General features: G+C 70.2%; 16 protein-coding genes. 11 read left to right on the forward strand and 5 right to left on the reverse strand.

Annotation, left to right across the window (positions count from 1 at the left end):
* Positions 1–447 (reverse strand): hypothetical protein, encoded by a 447-nt coding sequence (locus tag ACIQ1J_RS34230; RefSeq protein ID WP_403563105.1) that lies wholly within the window; start codon positions 445–447, stop codon positions 1–3.
* Positions 448–958: 511 nt separating this feature from the next.
* Between ACIQ1J_RS34230 and ACIQ1J_RS34235 the strand changes: the two genes are divergently transcribed.
* The 3 genes from ACIQ1J_RS34235 to ACIQ1J_RS34245 are packed head-to-tail and all read left to right on the forward strand — an operon-like array spanning position 959 to position 4,464.
* Positions 959–1,384 carry a hypothetical protein gene (locus ACIQ1J_RS34235; protein WP_403563107.1) on the forward strand — a complete coding sequence of 142 codons (426 nt, stop codon included), beginning with the start codon at positions 959–961 and terminating at the stop codon, positions 1,382–1,384.
* A 21-nt stretch (positions 1,385–1,405) separates the two neighbouring features.
* Positions 1,406–3,754 carry a hypothetical protein gene (locus ACIQ1J_RS34240; protein WP_403563109.1) on the forward strand — a complete coding sequence of 783 codons (2,349 nt, stop codon included), beginning with the start codon at positions 1,406–1,408 and terminating at the stop codon, positions 3,752–3,754.
* A gap of 29 nt (positions 3,755–3,783) precedes the next feature.
* Complete coding sequence (locus ACIQ1J_RS34245) at positions 3,784–4,464, forward strand: hypothetical protein (RefSeq protein WP_403563111.1); 681 nt, start codon at positions 3,784–3,786, stop codon at positions 4,462–4,464.
* Positions 4,465–4,682: 218 nt separating this feature from the next.
* Here ACIQ1J_RS34245 and ACIQ1J_RS34250 read toward each other — a convergent pair whose 3' ends face one another.
* From ACIQ1J_RS34250 to eccB, 4 genes are all read right to left on the reverse strand, one after another.
* Positions 4,683–4,985: a DUF397 domain-containing protein gene (locus tag ACIQ1J_RS34250; protein WP_403563158.1), complete on the reverse strand. Its 303-nt coding sequence runs from the start codon at positions 4,983–4,985 to the stop codon at positions 4,683–4,685.
* Positions 4,986–5,031: 46 nt separating this feature from the next.
* Positions 5,032–5,259 (reverse strand): hypothetical protein, encoded by a 228-nt coding sequence (locus tag ACIQ1J_RS34255; protein WP_403563113.1) that lies wholly within the window; start codon positions 5,257–5,259, stop codon positions 5,032–5,034.
* Positions 5,260–5,568: 309 nt separating this feature from the next.
* Positions 5,569–6,852, reverse strand: coding sequence for a type VII secretion-associated serine protease mycosin (gene mycP, locus ACIQ1J_RS34260; RefSeq protein ID WP_403563160.1), 1,284 nt, complete (start codon positions 6,850–6,852; stop codon positions 5,569–5,571).
* A gap of 29 nt (positions 6,853–6,881) precedes the next feature.
* On the reverse strand, positions 6,882–8,408 hold the full coding sequence (eccB, locus tag ACIQ1J_RS34265; RefSeq protein WP_403563115.1) for a type VII secretion protein EccB: 1,527 nt from the start codon (positions 8,406–8,408) through the stop codon (positions 6,882–6,884).
* 221 nt (positions 8,409–8,629) lie between these two features.
* Here eccB and eccE point away from each other — a divergent pair, with 221 nt between their 5' ends.
* The 8 genes from eccE to ACIQ1J_RS34305 all read left to right on the forward strand — a co-directional run bounded on the left by eccE (position 8,630) and on the right by ACIQ1J_RS34305 (position 20,903).
* Positions 8,630–9,958, forward strand: coding sequence for a type VII secretion protein EccE (eccE, locus tag ACIQ1J_RS34270; protein WP_403563117.1), 1,329 nt, complete (start codon positions 8,630–8,632; stop codon positions 9,956–9,958).
* Entirely contained in the window at positions 9,958–10,722 is a 765-nt protein-coding gene (locus ACIQ1J_RS34275) for a hypothetical protein (RefSeq protein WP_403563119.1), read from the forward strand. The genes eccE and ACIQ1J_RS34275 overlap by 1 nt, the downstream gene beginning before the upstream one ends.
* 296 nt (positions 10,723–11,018) lie before the next feature.
* Positions 11,019–14,534 carry an SCO5717 family growth-regulating ATPase gene (locus ACIQ1J_RS34280; protein WP_403563121.1) on the forward strand — a complete coding sequence of 1,172 codons (3,516 nt, stop codon included), beginning with the start codon at positions 11,019–11,021 and terminating at the stop codon, positions 14,532–14,534.
* A gap of 368 nt (positions 14,535–14,902) precedes the next feature.
* Positions 14,903–16,750, forward strand: coding sequence for an ABC transporter substrate-binding protein (locus ACIQ1J_RS34285; protein ID WP_403563123.1), 1,848 nt, complete (start codon positions 14,903–14,905; stop codon positions 16,748–16,750).
* Between the two features lies 1 nt (position 16,751).
* On the forward strand, positions 16,752–17,822 hold the full coding sequence (locus tag ACIQ1J_RS34290; RefSeq protein ID WP_403563125.1) for an ABC transporter permease: 1,071 nt from the start codon (positions 16,752–16,754) through the stop codon (positions 17,820–17,822).
* On the forward strand, positions 17,819–18,814 hold the full coding sequence (locus tag ACIQ1J_RS34295; protein ID WP_403563127.1) for an ABC transporter permease: 996 nt from the start codon (positions 17,819–17,821) through the stop codon (positions 18,812–18,814). The genes ACIQ1J_RS34290 and ACIQ1J_RS34295 overlap by 4 nt, the downstream gene beginning before the upstream one ends.
* A complete protein-coding gene (locus tag ACIQ1J_RS34300) occupies positions 18,811–19,848 on the forward strand; it encodes an ABC transporter ATP-binding protein (protein WP_403563129.1) in 1,038 nt (345 codons plus the stop codon). The genes ACIQ1J_RS34295 and ACIQ1J_RS34300 overlap by 4 nt, the downstream gene beginning before the upstream one ends.
* Positions 19,845–20,903 (forward strand): oligopeptide/dipeptide ABC transporter ATP-binding protein, encoded by a 1,059-nt coding sequence (locus ACIQ1J_RS34305; RefSeq protein WP_403563131.1) that lies wholly within the window; start codon positions 19,845–19,847, stop codon positions 20,901–20,903. Before ACIQ1J_RS34300 ends, ACIQ1J_RS34305 begins: the two co-directional genes overlap by 4 nt.
* Positions 20,904–21,161: the final 258 nt, after the last annotated feature.

Consider the following 21,161-nt stretch of genomic DNA (forward strand, 5'->3'; position numbering starts at 1 on the left):
CTAAAGGCCCCCGCTGACTGTCGGATCGGCGCGCTTCTCGCTGCCCCTGGCATCCTCAATCTGCTTGAGCTGCGTCTGGATCTGTGCGAAGCGGCGCCGCTGCTCCTCTTCGAGGTTGTCGAAGCCCACATGTGCTCCTTTGACGGCGATACCGATCGCCTCGACCTGAAGATGCAGCGTTCTGGAGAGGCTGGTGAGCTCCTCGTGAACCCTGTTGTACTGCAGGTACAGCGCGTGGGCCTCGGGGAAGGCTGCCATGCTGCCACTGTTCAGCGAAGTGGGCTTGATCTTCTGTACGCCGATACGCGTCGGGTCACCCGCCGAACCTTCGAGATTGCGGAGTGCGCTGTCCACCCGCTTCACGAACGTCGACAGCGCCTCGCCCGTGACCTCCAGGTTGGCCGCCCTTGCGGCGGACGCCCCTCCCACCATTTCCACCGGAAGCATGCTGCTACCTCCCCCGCTTCCGCGTACACCCATCGCCCGAGCCGGACTGAACCGCTCGCACGCACAACTGATCGTAACCGCAAGAGATCGTCACTGTAGTCACCGGGTTGGCCATGCCCAACGGCCATTCACGCCAGCCTCATTGCTGCGACACAGTGGTTACAACGTTCAACCGGCAGGGCGGCGTCGGGCTCCCGTGTGCGACACCACCAGGCAACACCGCTGCCACTCAGGATGGGGCTGGCCGCCGCCTCATCGGGCGACGAGTGCAACGTCCGGCACCTTTTCGCAGCGGCTCGGCCGAGTCGATCGCAACGTGAAGTTCCTTGCCGCTCTTCGGCGGCGCGGTGTCCGCAGGCCGGGAGGCGCTGCCCTCGTCCGGTTCCGGCCCACCGCAGCCTGCGGATGCCGGCCGCCCCGTGAGCGAGTGATGATATAAGCGATGGGTGATCAGGTCGGTGGTCGCACGAGTGAGGTGCTGTGACCTGCCCGGATGGACTTGGGGGAATTCATGACGTTCGAGCAAGAATGGGCCCAACTGCGCGCGGCGGCGGCCGAACGAACTGCCATGCAGATCGACAGCCTTCCGGCCGAGGGCGGCGGTGGTGGCGGGAAGGACTTGGTGGTGCATCGGGACGACCTCGGCGCCATCGGCAATGACGCGTTTGACTTGCTGGGACGGTTGACGAAGGAGGGCGACATCGCCCGTGCCTCCACGTTCGACGCGGCGACGGCGCTGACCAACGGGAACTTCGTGAGCGGATCGGCCGTACTGAAGGTGCACGACAACTGGCAGACCCATCTGAGGACGTTGCTCGACGCCTGCGGGCAGATCTCCAATCACCTCGATTACAGCAAGGCTCGGCACGCCAAGGACGAGGCGAAGGTCGAGGGAGATCTGACCGGGATCTCCGTGCTCACGGAATACATGAAGTAGGGCTCGGGGGAGCATCGCAGCATGCTGAAGTACGAGGACATCGTCGACGCCCCGATGGGGAAGCTGAAGACCGCCGTCGACGACTGGTCGGAGATGGCGGGGAAGCTGGACAAGCTCGCCACCGACGCCGCCGACGGGATGAAGGCCAAGGCTGACAAAGCGGCTTGGAAGGGCGTCAACGCAGGAGTCACCAAAACGTTCATCGGTAAGACCGCCAAGGAGTTCGCGGACGCCGTGGCCGAGGCCAAGGGTGTACACCGGATCCTGGAAGAGGGCTACTCGGCCATCAAGAAGGCCAAGGACGACCTGGTCAACATCCGGGACCACGAGGGGCCCGAGGCCGGCATCCGCGTGGACGGCAAAGGCAAGGTCACGGCGAAGAAACCGTTGTGCGAAATTCCCGCGGCGCGCCACGACCCCGACTACAGCAAGCTCCTTCAGGAGGAGAGGAAGAACATCGAGTCGTGGCAGAAGAAGATCGACCTCATCGTCGACAACTGCAACGACACCGATGTCGCACTCAAGAACACCCTCGAGGCCAACGTCACAAACCGCAAGGACTTCGGCGCTCCGACGTACACGAAGCTGGACCAGGAGGAGGCTGCCCGTGCCGCCGCCTTGGCGGCCAAGGGCCGGGACCTCACGCACAAGGACATTGAAAAGCTCAACGAGCTGCTGAAGGACAACAGTTCATCGGCGGTGTTTGCCACGAGCTTCTACGAGAGGCTGGGCCCCGAGAAGTCGCTGGCCTTTTTCGGCCAGCTCTCCATGGACACGCAGGAGTACGGCAAAGTTGACTCTGAGCGCCTCAAGGACGTCCAGGAGCTCCAGAAGAACCTCGGCCTCAACCTGGCGACGGCCTCCCATGATAAGGCGTTCACCGACAAGTGGGGTCCTGAGCTGCGCAAGTTGGGTACGGAGCACATTCAGCTGTCCAAGTACGATTCCGGTGGGCCGTTCGGTTACCAGCTGCTGGGCGGGATCATGCGGTACGGGAACTACGACGCGAAGTTCCTCAACCCGATCGCCGAACACGTGGCGCAACTGCATCAGAAGGACCCGGGCCTGTTTGCCGAGACCAAGATGGTGAACAGCTGGCTCAAAAACCCATACAACCCCTCCGGCGTGAACGGTGCCGGCTACGACCCGGCCACCGCCATGCTGGAGGCGCTCGGCAACAGTCCGGAAGCGGCGAAGAAGTTCTTCACCGACCCCCCGACCGCGTACAACGAGGACGGCACGGTCAACCACGGTGCCACGGCCAACCTCGGCCAGGACAAGGACGGCGCGGCGATCGGCAACTACCTCGACTTCTTCACCAACGAGAAGTGGGAGTCCTTCGCCGACGTCAACTCGCTCGATCCGAAGGAGCTAGAGGCGTCGCTCGACCAGATGCCCGACGCACTTGGGCACGCGCTGGAGGCAGCGACCCTCGGCTACCCGGCCGGGCACCCGGACGCCGACGTGGTTCGGGACGAGAACAACGCCGCGGTCATGCAGAAAATCATGGAGAAGTACGCTGATGACCCCGGCCTCCTCAAGGAGCGCCACGAGGCGATGGCCGACAGCCTGGGCGTCATGGGCGCCGGCTACATCGACGACATCAACTGGGCGTTGGACAAGAACGATTACGAGAGCGTGTTCGCGCCGGGCAAAAACCCGGAGGGGCACGTCAACTTCTCGGACACCGTGGACGGGAATGGGCGGAGCGTCGTCCGGGGCTTCCTCAGCACCCTGGGCCAGCATCCGGACGCCTACGCGACGGTCTCGGCCGCGGAGCAGGTCTACACCCGCAGTGTGCTGGAAGGGACCGTGGGCCCGGACGGGATCAATGAGGGCCCCGCAAGGGCGGCGGTGCGTGTGGGCGCCGAGGTACAGGGCATGCTCGACCAGTCCCGGGCCGACCAGGTGGAGGCGACGAACCTCAAAACCCACGAGGACTACGAGAAGGCGGTCGCCGAGCGGGCGGGCTGGATCGAGTTCGGCGCCGCGGCGGGCATCGCGGCGGGCGTCGCCTTCCTGCCCGCGACCGCGGCCGTGGGCACAGCCGCGGTACTCATCCCGCTGGCGACCGACACCGCCAGTGGCGCTGCCGAACAGCTCATCGGCCAGATGGTCGGCGACATCTCCGACAAATCGGTGGACGAGCACAAGCAGAAGATGGAGGAACTCACCGACGAGGAGAGAATAGCGATCTTCTCTGCCGGTGAGGCCCTGGCCGAGGCCCCGATGGAGGATTTTCTGCGGTCGCACATCACGGAACCCGACAACAGCACGTTCGTGCAGGACCTACGCGAATCGATGTTGATCGGCTACGGGGTCGGAAACGACAGGACGACCCAGCAGGGCAACCGCCCGGAAACCGGCTGATGCCGGTGGACGGCCGTGGACACGTAAGGATGCGGATAGTGATCAGTCGTAGGCCGGTGCGCGCGGGACTCCTTGCCACGGCCGTGGTCGGTTTGATGTGCCTCGGGGCCGCCGGTTGTGGTGGGGACGGGGACGAGAAGGTGGCCGACAAGGATGTGGCGGGGACGCGACTCTGTGGTGGCGATGCTGTGTCCGCCGACGCGTCCAAGGCGCTGAAGGTGATCACGGGGGCGTCTCGGTTCGGGACGACGGCGGAGCAGTCCACCGTCTCGCATGCCGCGACGGACCTCGTCGAGGCGTGGCCGAACTCCACCGGGGGGCGCGACGACGTCTGCCGTATCTACACGGCCGATGGCACGCCGGATTTCGCGCTCCGAGTCACCTGGGGGCTGGAGGGCGGCCCCCCTACGGGGGCCCCGGCCCCGGATTTCACCGTGCTGCAGATGGGGGAGCGGACCTTGGCGGCGGCGAACAGGGCGTCGGTCCGGTTCGCGTGCCGCAGCGACACCTTCCCCGATTCGACGGAAGCGGCTCACGTCGCCATCGGCGTGGAGCGTTGGGGCATGCCGACGGAGCCCGAAGGCAACGTGGAGGCGTTGAAGGACGCCTACGCGACCGTGGCGCACTCCTTCTCGCTGGCCATGGCCAAGGAACTGGGCTGTGAGAAGAACGGCGGGCTTCCCGCCAAGCCCGTGTTGGACCCCGCGTAGCCGCCGGTGCATGCGCGTCCGCCGGTCGGAGCGAGTGAGGTCCTGGTCGTCGAGTCCTTCATGAGTTCCGTGAGCCTCGTGTACAGGACGTCCCCGCTGAGGCCGGTCAGCGGGGATCCAGCGCACTGGGGCGCGACCGGGGCTTGGCGAGCCGACCGGGGCGCCGTATCAACCCGTGACGTTACCGACACGGACACGGCCGAGGTGCCCCCGGAGCCTCATACGTCCGCGCCGTACGTCACGAAGGCGCCCCAGGCCTGGCTGCCCACTACGGAACTGGGCACGTCGGCGTCCTCCGAATCACGGACGTGGACGACGCCGGGAGCGTGCGCGATCTCGACGCAGGTTTCGCCGTCAGGACCGTCGCTGTAACTGCTCTTGAACCACGCCAGCTCGGGGCGTCCCCGGCGTTGGTTTTGCGGATCATGTCTCTCCCAGCAGTTGCTCGATGAAGGCCAGCGACTCCCCCGTGGGAGCGCGAGGGCCCGGATGGTGCCATACCGCGGTTCGAGGATCCGCAGCTGCTTCGGTTTATGGACCGGACGGCCGTCGTCCCGTCCGCGAACTTCAGCGCCTCGATTCCGCCCACCTCGTTCCTAGCAGACGTTCGAACTGCCACCGCCGCATCCTTGTGCCTCCGACGCACTCCAGCAGGGCCCGGGCTCGCTCAAGCGTCCGCAGCAGACCGGGGATGCCATTGCACACGTACAGCCCGATCTCCACCGCCGTGGCCTTCAGCCGGGCCGGCTCCCGCGCCTTCTTCGGGTAGCGGGCCTTGGCCACGTCCTCCTTCATCGCCGCGAGCAGTCCGTCCGCACCTAGCAGTTCGCCCGCCGGGCTCGGTGGTCGGGCTCCCGCACTGGTCCAGAACGTGCATGGCCGCGATTGGCTATAAGCGCCTCATCGCCGACTACACGGAGAGGGTCGAGGACGCTCCTGGATATACGGCAGGTGCGCGGTAGCTCCCCGCAGAGGACTCCCCGGTACGACGACGAGCGATGAATCAGCAGGACCCCGTCCGGCTGGCCGTGCCGTACGACCAGCTCAGGATCGTGGCCGTCCCGGGATCTCCCGCGGGGGCGAAGGTGATGACTGACGACTCGGTCATACGTGTTCTCCCCGTCCCCCGCGCCGCCGCGAGTCCCGTACGGCCACTGCCGTGCCGCCGAGGCCCGCGGCGAGCACCAGGCCGCCGATGACCACGTAGGTTCCCAGACGCGTGTTGCGTTCCTCGGCCGTCTCTCCGAGGTTCAGGGGCGCCACGTCGGGGGCTTGCGCTCGCGCGTCGGCCTTCTCGACCGTGGGGGATTCCACCGGGTGGGCCGGCTCCACGTCGCTCAGAGCTTTGACCGGGTCGATCACGCCCCAGCCGACGAGGCGGTCGTGGCCGGGGATCGAACGCTCGGCCGTCTGCTCGATCTGGGCGACGATCTGGGCGGCCGTCCACTTGGGGTACTCGGCCTTCAGGAGCGCCGCGACCGCTGCCACGTACGGGGCGGAGAAGCTGGTGCCGTTGTCGGAGCAGTGGCCGCCGCCGGGGACGGTGGAGATCATGTCGACGCCGGGTGCCGCCACGCCCACGAACTCGCCTGCCTGGGAGAAGGGGGCGCGTTCGTTGTTGCGGTCGGAGGACGCCACGGCGAGGACTCCCTTGTAGGAGGCCGGGTAGGTCGTCTTGCCCTCGCCGCCGAGGCCGTCGTTGCCTGTCGAGGCAACGACCACGACCTGCTCCCCCAGGGCATAGTCGACGGCCGACTTCAGGGTCGCGTCGGGTTTGACGGCATTCGCCGTGTCCTGGGAGACGTTGATGACGTCGGCGCCCGCGCCCACTGCGTACCGGATCGCGTCGGCGAGGCTGTCTGCGGTGCCGTTGCCCTCCGCGTCGTTCTGCTTGATGGGGATGATCGTGGCCTCCGGAGCCAGGCCGACGAAACCGGTGCCCTCAGCGGGGCGGGCCGCGATGATGCCGGCCACGCGCGTGCCGTGGCCGACCGTGTCCGTGGTACCGCTGGCGTTGCCGCGCTCGACCTTCTCCCCCTTGTCGTTCTTGGGAGGCAGCAGGTTCTTGCCTCTGGAGGCGTCGACGGCGGCGGCGAGCTGCGGGTGCTTCACGTCGACGCCCGTGTCGATGACCGCGACCTGGACGCCCTCGCCCTTCGACCGTGCCCACAGCGCGTCGAGGTTGACGCGTTGCAGGGCCCAGGGTCTGCCTTCGTACTTCTCGGAGGGGAAGGTGCACTGGCCGCCGTCGGCCGCGCGCGCCTCGGGGGCGGCGGAGAGCGCGCTCAGTGTCGGTGCGGCGAGTACGGAAGCGGCCAGCACGGTCCTCGTCAAGACCCGGGCGCGGCCTCCGCGCCGCCAGGAGTGGCTTCCGGTCCGCTGTCGCATGGTCTCGCCCTCCCGGGGGGTCACGGTCGTCACGAGCCCTGAGGCTGGCGCGCGGCCGCCTCGGACAGGCGTGGGCCGGTGGGCAGGAACGACGACCACTGCACCGGGACGGGTGAGGGGTCCACGTCCTTGTAGCCGAGCCGGGTCTGGGCGATCCGGGACTCCCTCAGTTCCTGTTCGCGCTTCTTGTCGGAGGTGCCGATGCCCTTGTCGTCGCCAGCGCTGTCGCTGTTGGACTGCAGGGCGTAGCGCAGCCCGGTGTCGGTGACCAGGAAAATGCCGCCCGCATTGGTCTCGGTGCCCTGGAACTGGCGGAAGAGCTGTCCGGAGCCGGGCGTGACGTACGCGCTGGAGGATCCGGTGGGCAGTTGGGCGGGGAAATGGGTGCTCGCCCAGGTGGACAGGGTCGTCTCGCCGGTTTTGGCGTTCACCGAGCGCAGCACGTTGCAAAGCGTGTTGCGGCCGGCGGAGGCGGAGGAGCCGTCGTTGACCGTCTTCGGGCGGTACGACGGCCAGTTGCGCTGCCCCTCGAACTCTGAGCTGTCGACGACCGCGCCAGGGCTGACCTGTTGTGCCTCGCCGGCCTGCCCGACCTCCACGAGGTCACCGCTGTTGAGGAGCAGGGTCGCGGTGAACTCCGAGACACGGGCAACCGCGCCGCTGAGGACGACGTAGTACTGCATGTGTCGGCCGTCGTAAGCCTTGATGACCATGCCCACCTTGTCGTACTGCCCGAGCATGTCGGATGCTCCGGCGTCCGCGCCGGGCGTGCCGTCGATCTCCGGGATGCCGACCGGGTCCCCCTTGTGGAGGGTGTCCAGCCATTCCTGGGATACGCGCTGCGGAGCGCGGGCCTGGGTGTCCAGGGCCTTGAGGAGTTCCTTGTCGGCCGGGTTCGCCAAGGGGTAGGCGTAGCCGCGCGAGTCGACTACGTACTCGGACGTGCCGTCCGGTCCGACGACGTACATCAGGTCGCCCCCGGAGAGTTTGTTCTTGCCCTCCGTCCTCGGCCACTCCTTCTCGGCGAGTACGAATGCCGCCTTCTGGATGGCCCGGCCGCCGGGCCCCGGGCGTTCGCAGACCGCCCAGCGCTTCGCGGTCCCTGCCTCGTCGGGTTCGGGCAGCCGGTCGGGGGCGTAGGGTATGCCGATGGTGGCGCCATGCGGTGGCTTGCCGGTGTCGAGGACGCCCTCGTCGACCGTGATGACGCTGTCCTTGCCGGGATCCAGGAGAAGTTTGGCGGAGGCCATGTTGAGGACCGGGTGGAGTTGCTCCGTCCCGTCGGTCTCCAGCACCACGTACCGGGTCGTGGAGTCACTCGCGACGATCACGTGCTCTCCGACCTTGTCCCAGCCCTTGGGCGCTTTCGGGCTGAACAGTCCGATCGCTGCGAAAACGGCGAGGACGACGATGCCGACGACGACACCGGGCACGATCGCCCGCAGTGGTCTGGGGGCGCCTTCCTCCGAGCCCGCGGGAGAAGGCTGCAGGAAGGACGCCAGAGTGCGGCGCTTCGCGAAGGTGTAGGCGTTCAGTTCATCGCGCCGTGATGCCATGTGTCTTCGTTCTCTCCCCGTACGAGGGCGCGGCGGTCGAGGGAAGCACAGCGGCCGACCGCTGATCCCTCTCCCGCTCCGGTTGCCTCCGGAACCTCGGCTGTCATACCCGGCCCCTACTATGCCTGTTGCCGGATGGTGCATAGGGCACGGGTAGGCTGCCGAAGCCTGCCGTGCGCTGAGCACAGTGTTTTTGGTGAGAGTTCGGGGGATTTTGAGTAATGGCTTCCGCAACGCGGACCCGGTCACGATCGCAATCGGAGCCTCGTCGGCCCGGCGCGACGCCTGGCGCCCAGGGGCCCGGTCTCCCCGCCCAGGCCCCGATCACACCACATCTGCAGGCACGTCCGGCGCTGGGCGGTTCTTCCGCGCTGCAGCGGTTGGTGCTGCTGGAGCTGGCCGCCGCGCTGTTGGTGTGCGGCTGGCTGGCCGGATCGGTCGCGCTGGTGCCGACGATGGCTGCAGCCGTGGTACTCGTACTTCTCGCGGTGGTACGTCGCCGGCGGCGCTCCCTACCGGAGTGGCTGGCCAGCCACCTAGCACTGCGTGCCCGCCTCCGCACTGCCCCGCACACCGCGGTGCCGGAGGGCGTCGACGCTGGCCTGGCCCCGGCCGTGGAATGCGAACCGAACCTGCGCACGTACAGCTTCGTCCACCGCGACGAGCGTGACCGGCGGCCGGTGGGCATGGTGGGCGACGGAAGCTTTCTCACCGCCGTGCTGCAGGTGGAGGCCGACGCCGGGGCGTTGCGAGCCGACCGGGCACGCATGCCGCTCCCCCTCGCTCTGGTCCGGGATGTGCTCGACGTGGACGGCATCCACCTGGAGTCTGCACAGATCGTGCTGCACACGCAGACTGCACCCGCGCCCCATCTGCCGCGGCAGTCGGTGGTGGTGACCAACTACACCCAGTTGCAGTCCGAGATAGCGTCTCCCGCGGTCCGCATCACGTGGATCGCTCTGAAGCTCGACCCCGAGCTGTGCCCGGACGCGGTGGCCGCGCGCGGCGGCGGGCTGGCGGGGACCCAGAGGTGCCTGGTGCGGTCGGCGGAACACCTGTCCAGCCGGCTGACGGGGGCCGGGTTCCGGGTGAGCCTTCTGACCGAGGAGGAGCTGTCGTCCGCCCTCGCCACCTCGATGTGCGCGAACCCGATGGTCACGGTCCAGACCGGGCAGGGTGCGGCTCCCCGGCGACGTACGGAGGAGTCAGGCCGCAGTTGGCGATGCGACAACCGACGGCACACCACGTACTGGGTGCGCGGCTGGCCTCAGCTGGGCGGCCCGGGAGCAGGACTGCCGCAGCTGGTGGCCCAGCTGACGGCGGTGCCTGCGCTGGCGACCACGTTCAGCCTGACCCTGGCCCCGCACGGCCGCCAGGATGTGACGATTACGGGCCACGTACGGGTCACCGGCCGCAGCAGCACCGAACTGGCGGACGCCCGGCGGGGCCTGGAGAACGTCGCGCGCCAGGCGCGGACCGGGATCGTGCGTCTGGATCGCGAGCAACTGCCCGGCATGCTCGCCACCTTGCCGCTCGGGGGTGCCCGCTGATGACCCCGTCACCGCCTACCGCTCCGGCTGCCTCCGGGCAGTCGGCCCGGCACCTGCGGGAGCGGCTGCGCACCGGATTCGGTCTGTTGGGCCCTCGTCACTCACGGCACACACTGCCCAAGGACCAGATCGACAGGCTCGCCTTGCCCACCGGGGACGACGGTGTCGTGGTGGGCGTCAACAGCGAGGGCCAGCCGGCCGTGCTCGGGGTGAACCGTCCCACGCCGTTCGATGTCCTGTTCATCGGGGGCCTCTGGACAGCGCAGGTCCTGGCGCTGCGGGTGGCGGCGACCGGAGCGAGAGTGGTGGTAGAGACCGGTCGCCCGGGGCACTGGGCCCAAGTGCTGCAGACAGTCGGAGGCGGCCAGGCGGGCATTACCGTGCACGATGTCGGCCGGGTGCCTCCACAGGGCGCCACCCCGACGGGTCCGGTCCTGGTCGTACGGGACTGCGGTATGCGGCCGCCACGTGGACGAGTGGTCTCGACGCCCTGGCAGTCGGTCCTGACGCTGCTTCCCTATCTGAGTCCGGTTGCGCCGCGGTTGATACGCCAGGCACGCCTGGTGGGCGTCCAGCGCATCTCGCCGGACGAGGCGGTCGAGGTCGGACGTCTGACCGGCCTGTCCCGTTCCGAGTACGAAGCGCTGCCGACACTCGCCGACGGAGTCACCATGTGGTGCACGGACAGGGACCGGCAGTACGTGATGACGCAGCCGACCGATACGGAGATCGGCCTCCTCGGCACGCCTCGGCGGATGGACTGACATCGGCACCCTGGTCTTTCTGCCTGATTTCACCATGTATGGCGTGAAAGGCGATGCCTTTTGCTGGGAGTTGTGACGTTGGGCGCTGGAGTGCGCTCGGGGAAGGGGCCTGACGATGTCGGGCCACTCGTGATTAGGCTGGTGTCTGGCGCGACGCCAGAACCCGTGGACCGGGCGTCGGCGTCGTACGGGGAGGGCCGACGATCGGACGACCTCGTTTCATTCGGACAACGTCGGACGACAAAAACGGTCGCCCCAGCACGGCATGAGGGTGCTCGACCACACCAGGAGGAACTGTGAGCAGCGATCGGGACGGGATCCGCGGGGGCTGGGCTACACCCGGCGATGACCAACCCGACGCGGAGTCCTCCATCGAGACGACGGGCGAGTTCACCATCGACTACGCTCCGCCCGCCTGGTACACGCAGAACGCGTCGAGCGATTCGGGGCAGGGGCAGGGGCAGGGCCAGACTCAGAATCAGGGGCAGGGGCAGGGGCAGGGCCAGGGGCATGGGGCGGGCTCTGGCGCCGGGGCCTCTGGTTCTTCCGCTCCGTCCACTCCGCCTGCTCCCCGTGGTCCGGTTCCGCCGCTGCCGGGGCTGACTCCGCCGCCGCACGCGGCTCCGTCCAACGGCTCCTCCTCCATTCCGGCCCCGGCCCCGGGGGCGCCTTTCACGCCGCCTCCGCCGCCTGCTCCGGGGGCCGCGTTCACGCCGCCTCCGCCGCCGGGTCCGGGGGCGCCCTTCACTCCGCCCGCGCCGCCGACCGGTGGGCCGGCCGGGGTGCCCAGGCTGCCGGTCGGGAGCGGGTTCGAGCCGCAGCAGCCGCAGGCACGGCCGGAACCCGCGCGCGAGCCCGAGGTTGCACCGCAGGTGCGAGCCGAGCCGGAGGCCGTGCCCGCCCCGGCGCCTGCCGCGGACCCTGCTTCTCCCACGGCCGTACCGGCGTTTCCGGCCGGCGGGTTCCAGCTTCAGGCCCCCGCTCCCCCGCCGGCCGAGGAGCCGAAGGCACAGTCCGAGCCCGAGCCCGAGCCGGGGCCGGAGCCGGAAGCGGAGCCGGACAACGGTGATCTGGAGAGCGGCGCCACCATGCGCTTCTCCGCCGTCGCCCTGCAGCGGGAGATCGCCGGGCGTGCCGCGGCGGACGGCACCGGGCCGGACGAGCGTCCGGAGCTTGCGGTCGACGAGCCCGAAGTCACCGCCGTGGACGACGCGGTGACCGTTTCCGACGAGACCGACGAAAGCCACGGGACCGGTGAGGACGCGCCGGACGAGCCTTCCGCCGTGGCGGACGACGCCGTGGAACCCGAGAGCGCCGACGGTTTCGCAGTCGCAGGCGGCGGTCCCGAACGCGCCGACGACGGTGAGCGGGACGAGGAGACGGACGAGGTTGGTACGCCCCCCGTCGACGTGTCCGACCCGACGGACGACGTGGACGGGGCCCGCCTCGCCGGTCCGGCTCAGGACGATGAACCCGCTTCGGTCGCCCCGCTCGCTCCCGCCGCTCCGGTGGCCGAGCCCGCCCCCGAGGACAGCACTCCGGCCGAGGACGAGCCCGAGGACGCGGTGCCCCGTCCTCGGGACGCCCAGCCCCCGGCGGATGCCGTGCCGTCTGCCGCGGAGCCCGTGGACGCCGTTCCGGCCGACGCTCCCGCGGACAGCGCGGCGGCGGACTCCGTGCCGGCCGACACACCGCCCGTGGCGCAGGGCGGAGTACCGCCCCTGCCTCCGTCGTACCCTCCCGTCGCACCCGCCCCGGCGCACCAGTGGCCCGCAGAGCCGCAGTCGGCCCCCGCCGCTCCGGCGCAGCAGGGCGTACCGGACCAGCAGCCTCCGTTCCAGCCGCAGGCTCCGCAGCCCGCGCCCGCCGCGTGGAACCCGCAGCCGGCCGCCGCGCCGATGCCGCCGAACCAGGTGCCCGCGCAGCCCGCTCCGCAGGCCGGCTACGGCTTCCCGCAGCCGGGCGCCACGCCTCCGGCGGCCCAGCAGCCTCCGGTCCAGCAGCCTGGCGGTGCTCCCGCGCCCGGCGCCGCCGGTTATGGGTTCCCTCAGCCCGGTGCACCGGCTCCGCAGCCCTACCCCCCGGCGCAGCCCGGTGGTTACGGCTTCCCGCAGGCGCCCGCGCCGCACGGTCGGTCGCCGGAGCAGCAGCCGCAGCCGCAGCCGCAGCCGCAGCCGCACCCCGGTGTACCTCAGCAGAGGCAGCCGCAGGGTGACGCACAGACCCCGCCGACCGCGCCGCCGGCCGCTCAGCAGGGCTTCGCACCGCAGGATCCGCAGGCCCAGCCGATGGCCGCCCAGCCGATGGCCCCTCAGCCGGGGCAGGCTCCCCAGACCCCGCCGGTCCCGTCTGCCCAGCGGCCGTACCAGGCCGCGCCCCCTGCGCCCCAGCCGATGCAGCCCGGTCAGCCTGACCAGCCCCAGCAACCTCAGCAGGCCCAGCCCCAGGCACAGGCGCCTCACCAGCCTCAGCAGCACCCCGTCGATCCCCGCCTCGGCGCCGCCTGGCCGCAGCCCATGCAGCACGACCAGCGTCAGCCCACCAACCCGGGTGCCGCACCGCTCGGTTACACGGCCGCCGTGGAGCTGTCGTCCGACCGGCTACTCAACAACAAGAGGCAGAAGGCGAAGAGCAGCCGCCCGGCGGCCGGCGGTTCGCGGTTCAAGCTGGGCGGGAAGAAGGAGGAGGCCGAGCGGCAGCGGAAGCTGGAGCTGATCCGCACGCCCGTGCTCTCCTGCTACCGCATCGCCGTCATCAGCCTCAAGGGCGGCGTCGGCAAGACGACCACCACCACCGCCCTCGGCTCCACGCTCGCCACCGAGCGGCAGGACAAGATCCTCGCGATCGACGCCAACCCGGACGCCGGTACGCTCGGCCGCCGGGTGCGCCGGGAGACCGGGGCCACCATCCGCGACCTCGTCCAGGCGATCCCGTACCTCAACTCGTACATGGACATCCGGCGGTTCACCTCCCAGGCCTCGTCCGGGCTGGAGATCATCGCCAACGACGTCGACCCGGCCGTGTCCACGACCTTCAACGACGAGGACTACCGGCGCGCGATCTACGTGCTGGGCAAGCAGTACCCGATCATCCTGACCGACTCGGGCACGGGTCTCCTCTACAGCGCCATGCGCGGTGTGCTCGACCTCGCCGACCAGCTGATCATCATCTCGACGCCGTCCGTGGACGGTGCGAGCAGTGCCAGTACGACGCTGGACTGGCTGTCCGCGCACGGGTACGCGGACCTCGTCTCCCGGTCCATCACCGTCATCTCGGGGGTCCGCGAGACCGGCAAAATGATCAAGGTCGACGACATCGTCGGCCACTTCCAGACCCGGTGCCGGGGCGTGGTCGTGGTGCCGTTCGACGAGCACCTGGCCGCCGGTGCCGAGGTCGACCTCGACATGATGCGGCCGAAGGTGCGGGAGGCGTACTTCAACCTCTCGGCGATGGTCGCCGAAGACTTCGTCCGCCACCAGCAGTCGCACGGCTTGTGGACGTCCAACGGCAACCCGCCGCCGGTGGCCGCACCGCCGCTGCCGGGCCAGCCCATGCCCGGACAGCAGCCCATGCCCGGACAACAGCCCGTACCGGGTCAGCCCGGTACGCCCGCACAGCCGGGCCAGTACGCCCAGCCGGAACAGCCCGCACAGCCCGCACAGCCCGCACAGCCCGCACAGCACCAGCCGGGACAGCCCTACCCGCAGCAGCCCGGGCAGCCGTACCCGCCACAGCCGGGGCAGCAGCCGTACCCGCAGCCCGGTTACGGATATCCGCAGCCGGGGCAGACGCCTCCCCCGCCGCAGCAGTAGGTCCACCACCGCGTGAAGGCCCGCGTCGTCCCCGGACGGCGCGGGCCTTCGCACGTTCGCAGGCAGAACGGGTGGGGCTCGGCCGTCAGGCTCTCACCAGGGAGGCGCCAGAGGTCTCCGCCAATGGGAGTGAATACTTCACCAACTCATTGTTTCCGCAGGCCATATGGGGTTTGACGCACCGTTGACGCGCGCAGACTGCCGCTGGTAGACACACACTTCATTCCGCTTGCGCCACCCGGACAAGCCCGCTCGAGTCCGCTCGAAGCCATTCACGGATCGCTCCAGCCCGTTCCCATCTGTTCAAGCCCGCCTCACGCGGGGGCCCACGGCATCCCGCGCATGCGATGACGCGAGGTCAGGTAGTCATGAGCACACACGATCAGCACGGCAGTGGACGTACCGGCACCCACCCGCGGAGGATCCGGCTGCTCGCCTCCGCGGGCGCCACCGCGCTCCTCCTCGCATCGGGGACCGCCGCCCCGTCGGCTGCGGCCGCCGAGGACGACAAGGTGCTCACCGTCGCCGTGGCGCAGAGCGTCGACTCGCTCAGTCCCTTCCTGGCGGTACGGCTGCTCAGCACGAGCATCCACCGGCTGACGTACGAGTACCTGACCAACTACGACCCCGAGGACAACCGCGTCGTCCCGGGGCTGGCCACCAAGTGGAAGTCGTCGCCGGACAAGCTGACCTGGACGTACACGATCCGCTCCGACTCCGAGTGGTCGGACGGGCAGCAGGCCACCGCCGAGGACGCGGCGTGGACGTTCGACAAGATGATGACCGACGACGGAGCCGCCACTGCCAACGGCAGCTTCGTCACCAACTTCGCGGAGGTCACCGCGCCCAGCCCGACCCAGCTGGTGATCCGGCTGAAGCAGCCGCAGGCCACCATGACCGCGCTCGACGTCCCGATCGTGCCCAGACACGTCTGGGAGAAGGTCGACGACCTCTCGAAGTACAACAACGACAAGGACTTTCCGGTCGTCGGGAACGGCCCGTTCGTCCTCACGGACTACGAACCGGACAGCTATGTACGGCTGAAGGCCAACAAGGACTTCTGGCGGGGCGCGCCCAAGTTCGACGAGCTGGTCTTCCGCTACTACAAGGACCAGGACGCCGCCGTGGCCGCCCTGCGCAAGGGCGAGGTGTCGTTCGTGTCCGGCTCGCCGTCGCTGACGCCCGCCCAGTCCGCCTCGCTGGAGGACGAGGAGAACATCCACGTCAACGACGCGCCGGGCCGCCGCTTCCACGCCCTCGCCACCAACCCGGGCGCACGGGCGAAGGACGGCACGAAGTTCGGTGACGGCCACCCCTCCCTGCTGGACCAGCGGGTGCGGCACGCGCTGTTCATGGCGGTGGACCGCAAGGCGATCGTCGACAAGGTGTTCCAGGGGCACGCGGTCGAGGGCGAGGGCTACATCCCGCCGCGCTTCCCGCAGTACTTCTTCGAGCCGCCGGCCGACCAGAAGCTGGCATACGCTCCCACCGAGGCGGCCCGGCTGCTCGACGAGGCTGGCTACCGGACGAACGCCGACGGCGAGCGTCTGGGCAAGGACGGCAAGCCGCTGAACTACCGCGTCCTGTGCCACGCCACCGACCCGAACGACAAGGCGGTCGGCAAGTACCTGGAGGAGTGGTGGGGCGAGCTGGGCATCTCGATCACCCTCAATTGCCTGGACAACGTGACCGACCCGTGGCTGGCCGGCGAGTACGACCTGGCCTTCGACGGCTGGTCCGTCAACCCCGACCCGGACTTCGTGCTCTCCATCCACACCTGCGACGCGCTCCCGGCCACGCCGAAGGACACGGGCGCCACGGACAACTTCATCTGCGACAAGACGTACGACGAGCTGTATGCCCGGCAGTTGGCCGAGTACGACCCGGCCAAGCGGGCGGACATCGTCAAGCAGATGCAGTCGCGGCTGTACGACCTGGGGTACATGAACGTCATGGCCTACCCGAACGCGGTCGAGGCCTACCGCACGGACCAGATCGAGTCAATCACGACCATGCCCTCCGCGGCGGGCAACATCTACGGCCAGGACGGCTACTGGAGCTGGTGGTCGGCGGTCCCCGCGGACTCCGGTGACTCCTCCGGCGGTTCGTCGTCGACCGGTGCCGTGATCGGGGTCGCTGCGGGCGCCGTCATCCTCGTCGGGCTAGGGGTGCTCTTCCTGGTCCGCCGCCGGGCGACGACGGACGACCGTGAGTAGCGTGAGCAGGCCGACGACCGCGGAGGCTGGTGCGGCGCCCGGGCCGGGGGCCGCGGGCGCGGGGCGGCCGTCGCCCCGCGCCCGCGGGCTCTCCGTCGGCGCGTATCCGCGGTACGTGGCGGGCAAGCTGGCCGGGGCGGCCGTCTCCCTGCTCGCCGTCCTCGTCACCAGCTTCTTCCTCTTCAGGATGATCCCCGGCGATCCGGTGAAGTTCATGACCGGCCGCCGGCCGGTCTCGGCGGAGCAGATCGCCGTCTATCGGCGGGAGTTCGGTCTCGACCTGCCGCTGTGGCGACAGTTCACGGACTACTGCGGCAAGGCACTCACCGGGGACCTGGGCACGTCGTACCAGTTCCGCGCGCCGGTCGTCGACAAGATCACCGAGGCACTGCCGAACACCCTGCTGCTCACCGGCACGGCGTTCGTGCTCTACACCGCGCTGGGCGTGTTCCTCGGCACCCGCTCGGCATGGCGGCACGGCGGGCTCGGCGACCGTCTCCACACCGGTCTGGCACTGACGCTCTACTCCATCCCGTCCTTCTGGCTGGGGCTGCTGCTCATCATCGTCCTGTCGGTCGGCGTGGACCCGATCCCGGGTCTGTTCCCGACCGGGGGCATGGAGTCGGGCAGGGAGGAGGGCTTCGCCCACGTCGTCGACGTCGCCCACCACCTCGTACTCCCGGTGGTGACCTTGGTCGCCGTGGAGTACGGGCAGACGCTGCTGGTCACCCGGTCGGCGCTGCTGGACGAGATGGGCGGCGACTACCTGACGACGGCGCGCGCCAAGGGGCTCAGGGACGATCTCGTACGGCGCCGGCACGCGGTGCCCAACGCGCTGCTGCCGACCGTCACGCTGGTCTTCGTCAACCTGGGGCGGACGGTGGCGGGCGTCATCCTCGTCGAGACGGTCTTCTCGTGGCCGGGGCTCGGCGGGCTGTTCTACCAGGCGCTCAGTGTGCCCGATCTTCCATTGGTGCAGGGGCTGTTCTTCGTCTTCGCCGCCGCGGTGATCCTCATGAACACACTGGCCGACCTGCTGTATCCACTGTTCGATCCGAGGGTGGGCCGATGACCGCCGAGACCACCGAGACCACCGAGACCACCGAAGGCAGCGAGAGCACCACAGGTGCCGAAGGCACCGAGAGCCCCGAGTCCCCGGCGGAAGGCGCGGCACCCGGGCCGCGCGCTCTCGCCCGGCGGCGGCGCCGGGCCACCGTCGCGCGCTTCTGGAGGGAGTACCGCAGGCACCGCGCGGGCGTGTTCGGGCTGGCGGCGTTGTCGCTGTTCGTGCTCGTCGCGCTCTCCGCACCGCTCACCGTCGGGTCGGACGTGGAGAGCGTGACCAACGCGCCCGGGCAGCCGCTGGAGAGCCCGAGCGGCCGGTTCCTCCTGGGCACCGACCAGTTCGGGCGTGATCTGCTGGGTCTGCTGGTCTGGGGCTCGCGCGTCTCGCTGCTCGTCGGGCTGCTCGCGGCCGCGCTGTCGGTGACGATCGGGGCGCTCATCGGGATCACGGCCGGACACTTCCGCGGCTGGTACGCCACGGTGATGATGCGGATCACGGACTGGTTCCTGGTGATGCCGACGCTGGTGCTCGCCATCGTGCTGGCGACGGTCCTGTCCCGTTCGCTCGGCACGATCGTGCTGGCCATCGGCGTGACCACCTGGCCCACCACGGCACGGCTGGTCCGGGCCCAGACGCTGGCGGTGGAGTCGCGGCCGTACATCGAACGCGCGAAGGCGCTCGGGGGCGGGCACTGGCACATCATGTCCCGGCACGTGCTGCCCAACGTCATGCCGCTGGTCCTCGCCCAGACGACCCTGATCATCTCCTCCGCGATCCTGGCCGAGGCCACCCTGGCCTTCCTCGGGCTCGGGGACCCGGCGGTCGTCTCCTGGGGCGGGCTGCTGCAGGACGCGCGGGAGGCGGGGTCCGTGAGCTCGGGCGACTGGTGGTACCTGGTGCCGCCGGGCGTCGGGATCGCACTGGTGGCGCTGGCGTTCACCCTGTGCGGGCGCGCGGTGGAGGCCGTTCTCAATCCCAGGCTGGGGGTGTCGCGTTGAGTCTGCTCGAGGTCCGCGACCTGCACGTGACGTATCCCGGCGGTGCGGCCGCGCTGCGCGGGGCCGGTCTGAGCCTCGCCGCGGGCGAGAAGCTCGGCATCGCGGGCGAGTCCGGCTGCGGCAAGTCCACCCTGGCACTGGCGCTGCTGCGGCTGCTGCCGCCCGGCGCCCGGACCGACGGGGAGGTCCTGCTGGACGGCGAGGACGTGCTGACGATGAAGTGGGGCCGGGTGCGGGCGGTCCGCTGGGCGAGGGCGTCGATCGTCTTCCAGGGCGCGATGCACTCCCTGAACGCCGTGCACCGCGTCGGCGACCAGATCGCCGAGCCCATCCTGCTGCACCGCAGGGCCACGCCGGCACACGCCCGGAAGAGGACCGGTGAGCTGCTGGAGCAGGTGGGGCTGCCGGCGACCCGCGCGAGCGCCTACCCGCACGAGCTGTCCGGTGGCCAGCGGCAGCGGGTGATGATCGCGATGGCGCTGGCCTGCGATCCCCGTCTGATCGTCGCCGACGAGCCCACCACGGCACTCGACGTGATGATTCAGGCGCAGATCCTGCGGCTGATCGAGACCCTGGTGGGTGAGCAGGACGTGGGCCTGATCATGATCAGCCACGACCTCGCCGTACTGGCCGGCACCTGCGACCGGCTGGCGGTGATGTACGCGGGGCGGGTGGTCGAGGAAGGACCGGCACGGCAGGTCTACGAGGACGCCCGGCATCCGTACGGCCGGGCGCTGTCGGGGGCGTTCCCGAGGATCGGCGACCCGGCGTCGCGGTTCGCGCCGCGCGGGCTGCCGGGTGACCCGCCGGACCCGGCGGCGGTGCCGTCCGGGTGCGCGTTCCATCCGAGGTGCCCGGTCGCGTTGGAGGCGTGCGCCACACAGGACCAGGCACTGCGGGCGGCGGGAGAGGACCGGCGGGCGGCGTGCGTGCACGCGGGGTCCGAGAGCACCCGCACACCGCCCGCCGACGGCGCGGCGGCCGGCGGCACACCGCCGGCGCGGGACGAGGGAGTGAGGAGCAGCAACCCATGACGAGCACTCCGGCGACGGGCACTCCGACGACGGGCACCGCACCTTCGCTGTTGAGCGTTCAGGGGTTGGAGGTCGTCTTCCCCGGTCGGCGCGGCGCGCCCGCCGCCCGGGCCGTGGACGGGGTCGATCTCGACATCGGGCGGGGCGAGACCGTCGCGCTGGTCGGCGAGTCGGGCTGCGGGAAGACCACACTCGCCCGCTGCCTGCTCGGCCTGGTCCCGCCGACCGCCGGCCGCGTCACCTTCGACGGCGCCCCGCTCGCCCGCTCCGGCCGCGCGCTGAAGGCGTACCGCAGGCGGGCCCAACTGATCCTCCAGGATCCGAGCGGCTCACTGAACCCGCGGCACACGGTGTACGACATCGTCGCCGAGGGCCTGCGCATCCACGCTCACGCGGGGAACGAGCGGACGGCGGTCGACGAGGCGCTGTCCCGTGCCGGGCTGCGGCCACCGGAACGCTTCTTCCTGCGTTACCCGCACGAGCTGTCCGGCGGCCAGCGCCAGCGGGTCGTCATCGCGGGCGCCCTGGTCCTGGAACCGGAACTCCTCGTCGCCGACGAACCGGTGGCGTCCCTCGACGCGTCGGTGCGCGGCGAGATCCTCGCGCTGCTGCTGCGGCTGCGCACCGAGCTGGGCCTGGCCGCGCTGGTGGTGACCCACGATCTGGGGCTGGCCTGGAACATCGCGGACCGGGTCGCGGTGATGTACCTGGGCCGGATCGTCGAGACGGGTGCGGTGGAGCAGGTGTTGACGGCGCCCCGCCATCCGTACACCCAGGCCCTGCTGTCCGTCCTGCCGGAGGCGCCCGGCGCCCCGGTCGTGCTCTCCGGTGAACCTCCCGACCCGTCGCATGTCCCCGCCGGCTGCCGCTTCCACGTCCGCTGCCAGATCCTGGCCGGTGGCGAGGCGGCACGCGCCGGGGTCGCCGACGCGTGCCGCCATCAGGACTTGGAGATCTTGGCCGGCGGCGACACGGCCCGGGTCGCCTGCCACTGGGCCCTGACGGAGCGGTCGGCGGCGGGGGCGGGGGACACGGCCGCGGTACGGCCGGGCTGACCCGGGCGGGTCCGTCCGCCGGGGGACGCGCTACCACCCCGCTGGACGGCCGGGCGGACGGCGACGGCGGGGCGCAGCTGCCATGCGGCAGCAAGCGACCCATCCGGCCCGGGCGGGAGTGCGCCTACCGCCTCCGGACCGCTGGGAGACACCGCGGCCTTGGGACATGGCCGGGCCCCGGCCGCCGTACAGCCGAAACGACCCACCCGGGCACCGGCGGAGCAAGGACGCGCCCGCCGCCCGGGATGGCTGCGACGG

This window comes from Streptomyces sp. NPDC097107 (genome assembly GCF_044762405.1).
Taxonomy (GTDB): Bacteria; Actinomycetota; Actinomycetes; order Streptomycetales; family Streptomycetaceae; genus Streptomyces; species Streptomyces thinghirensis.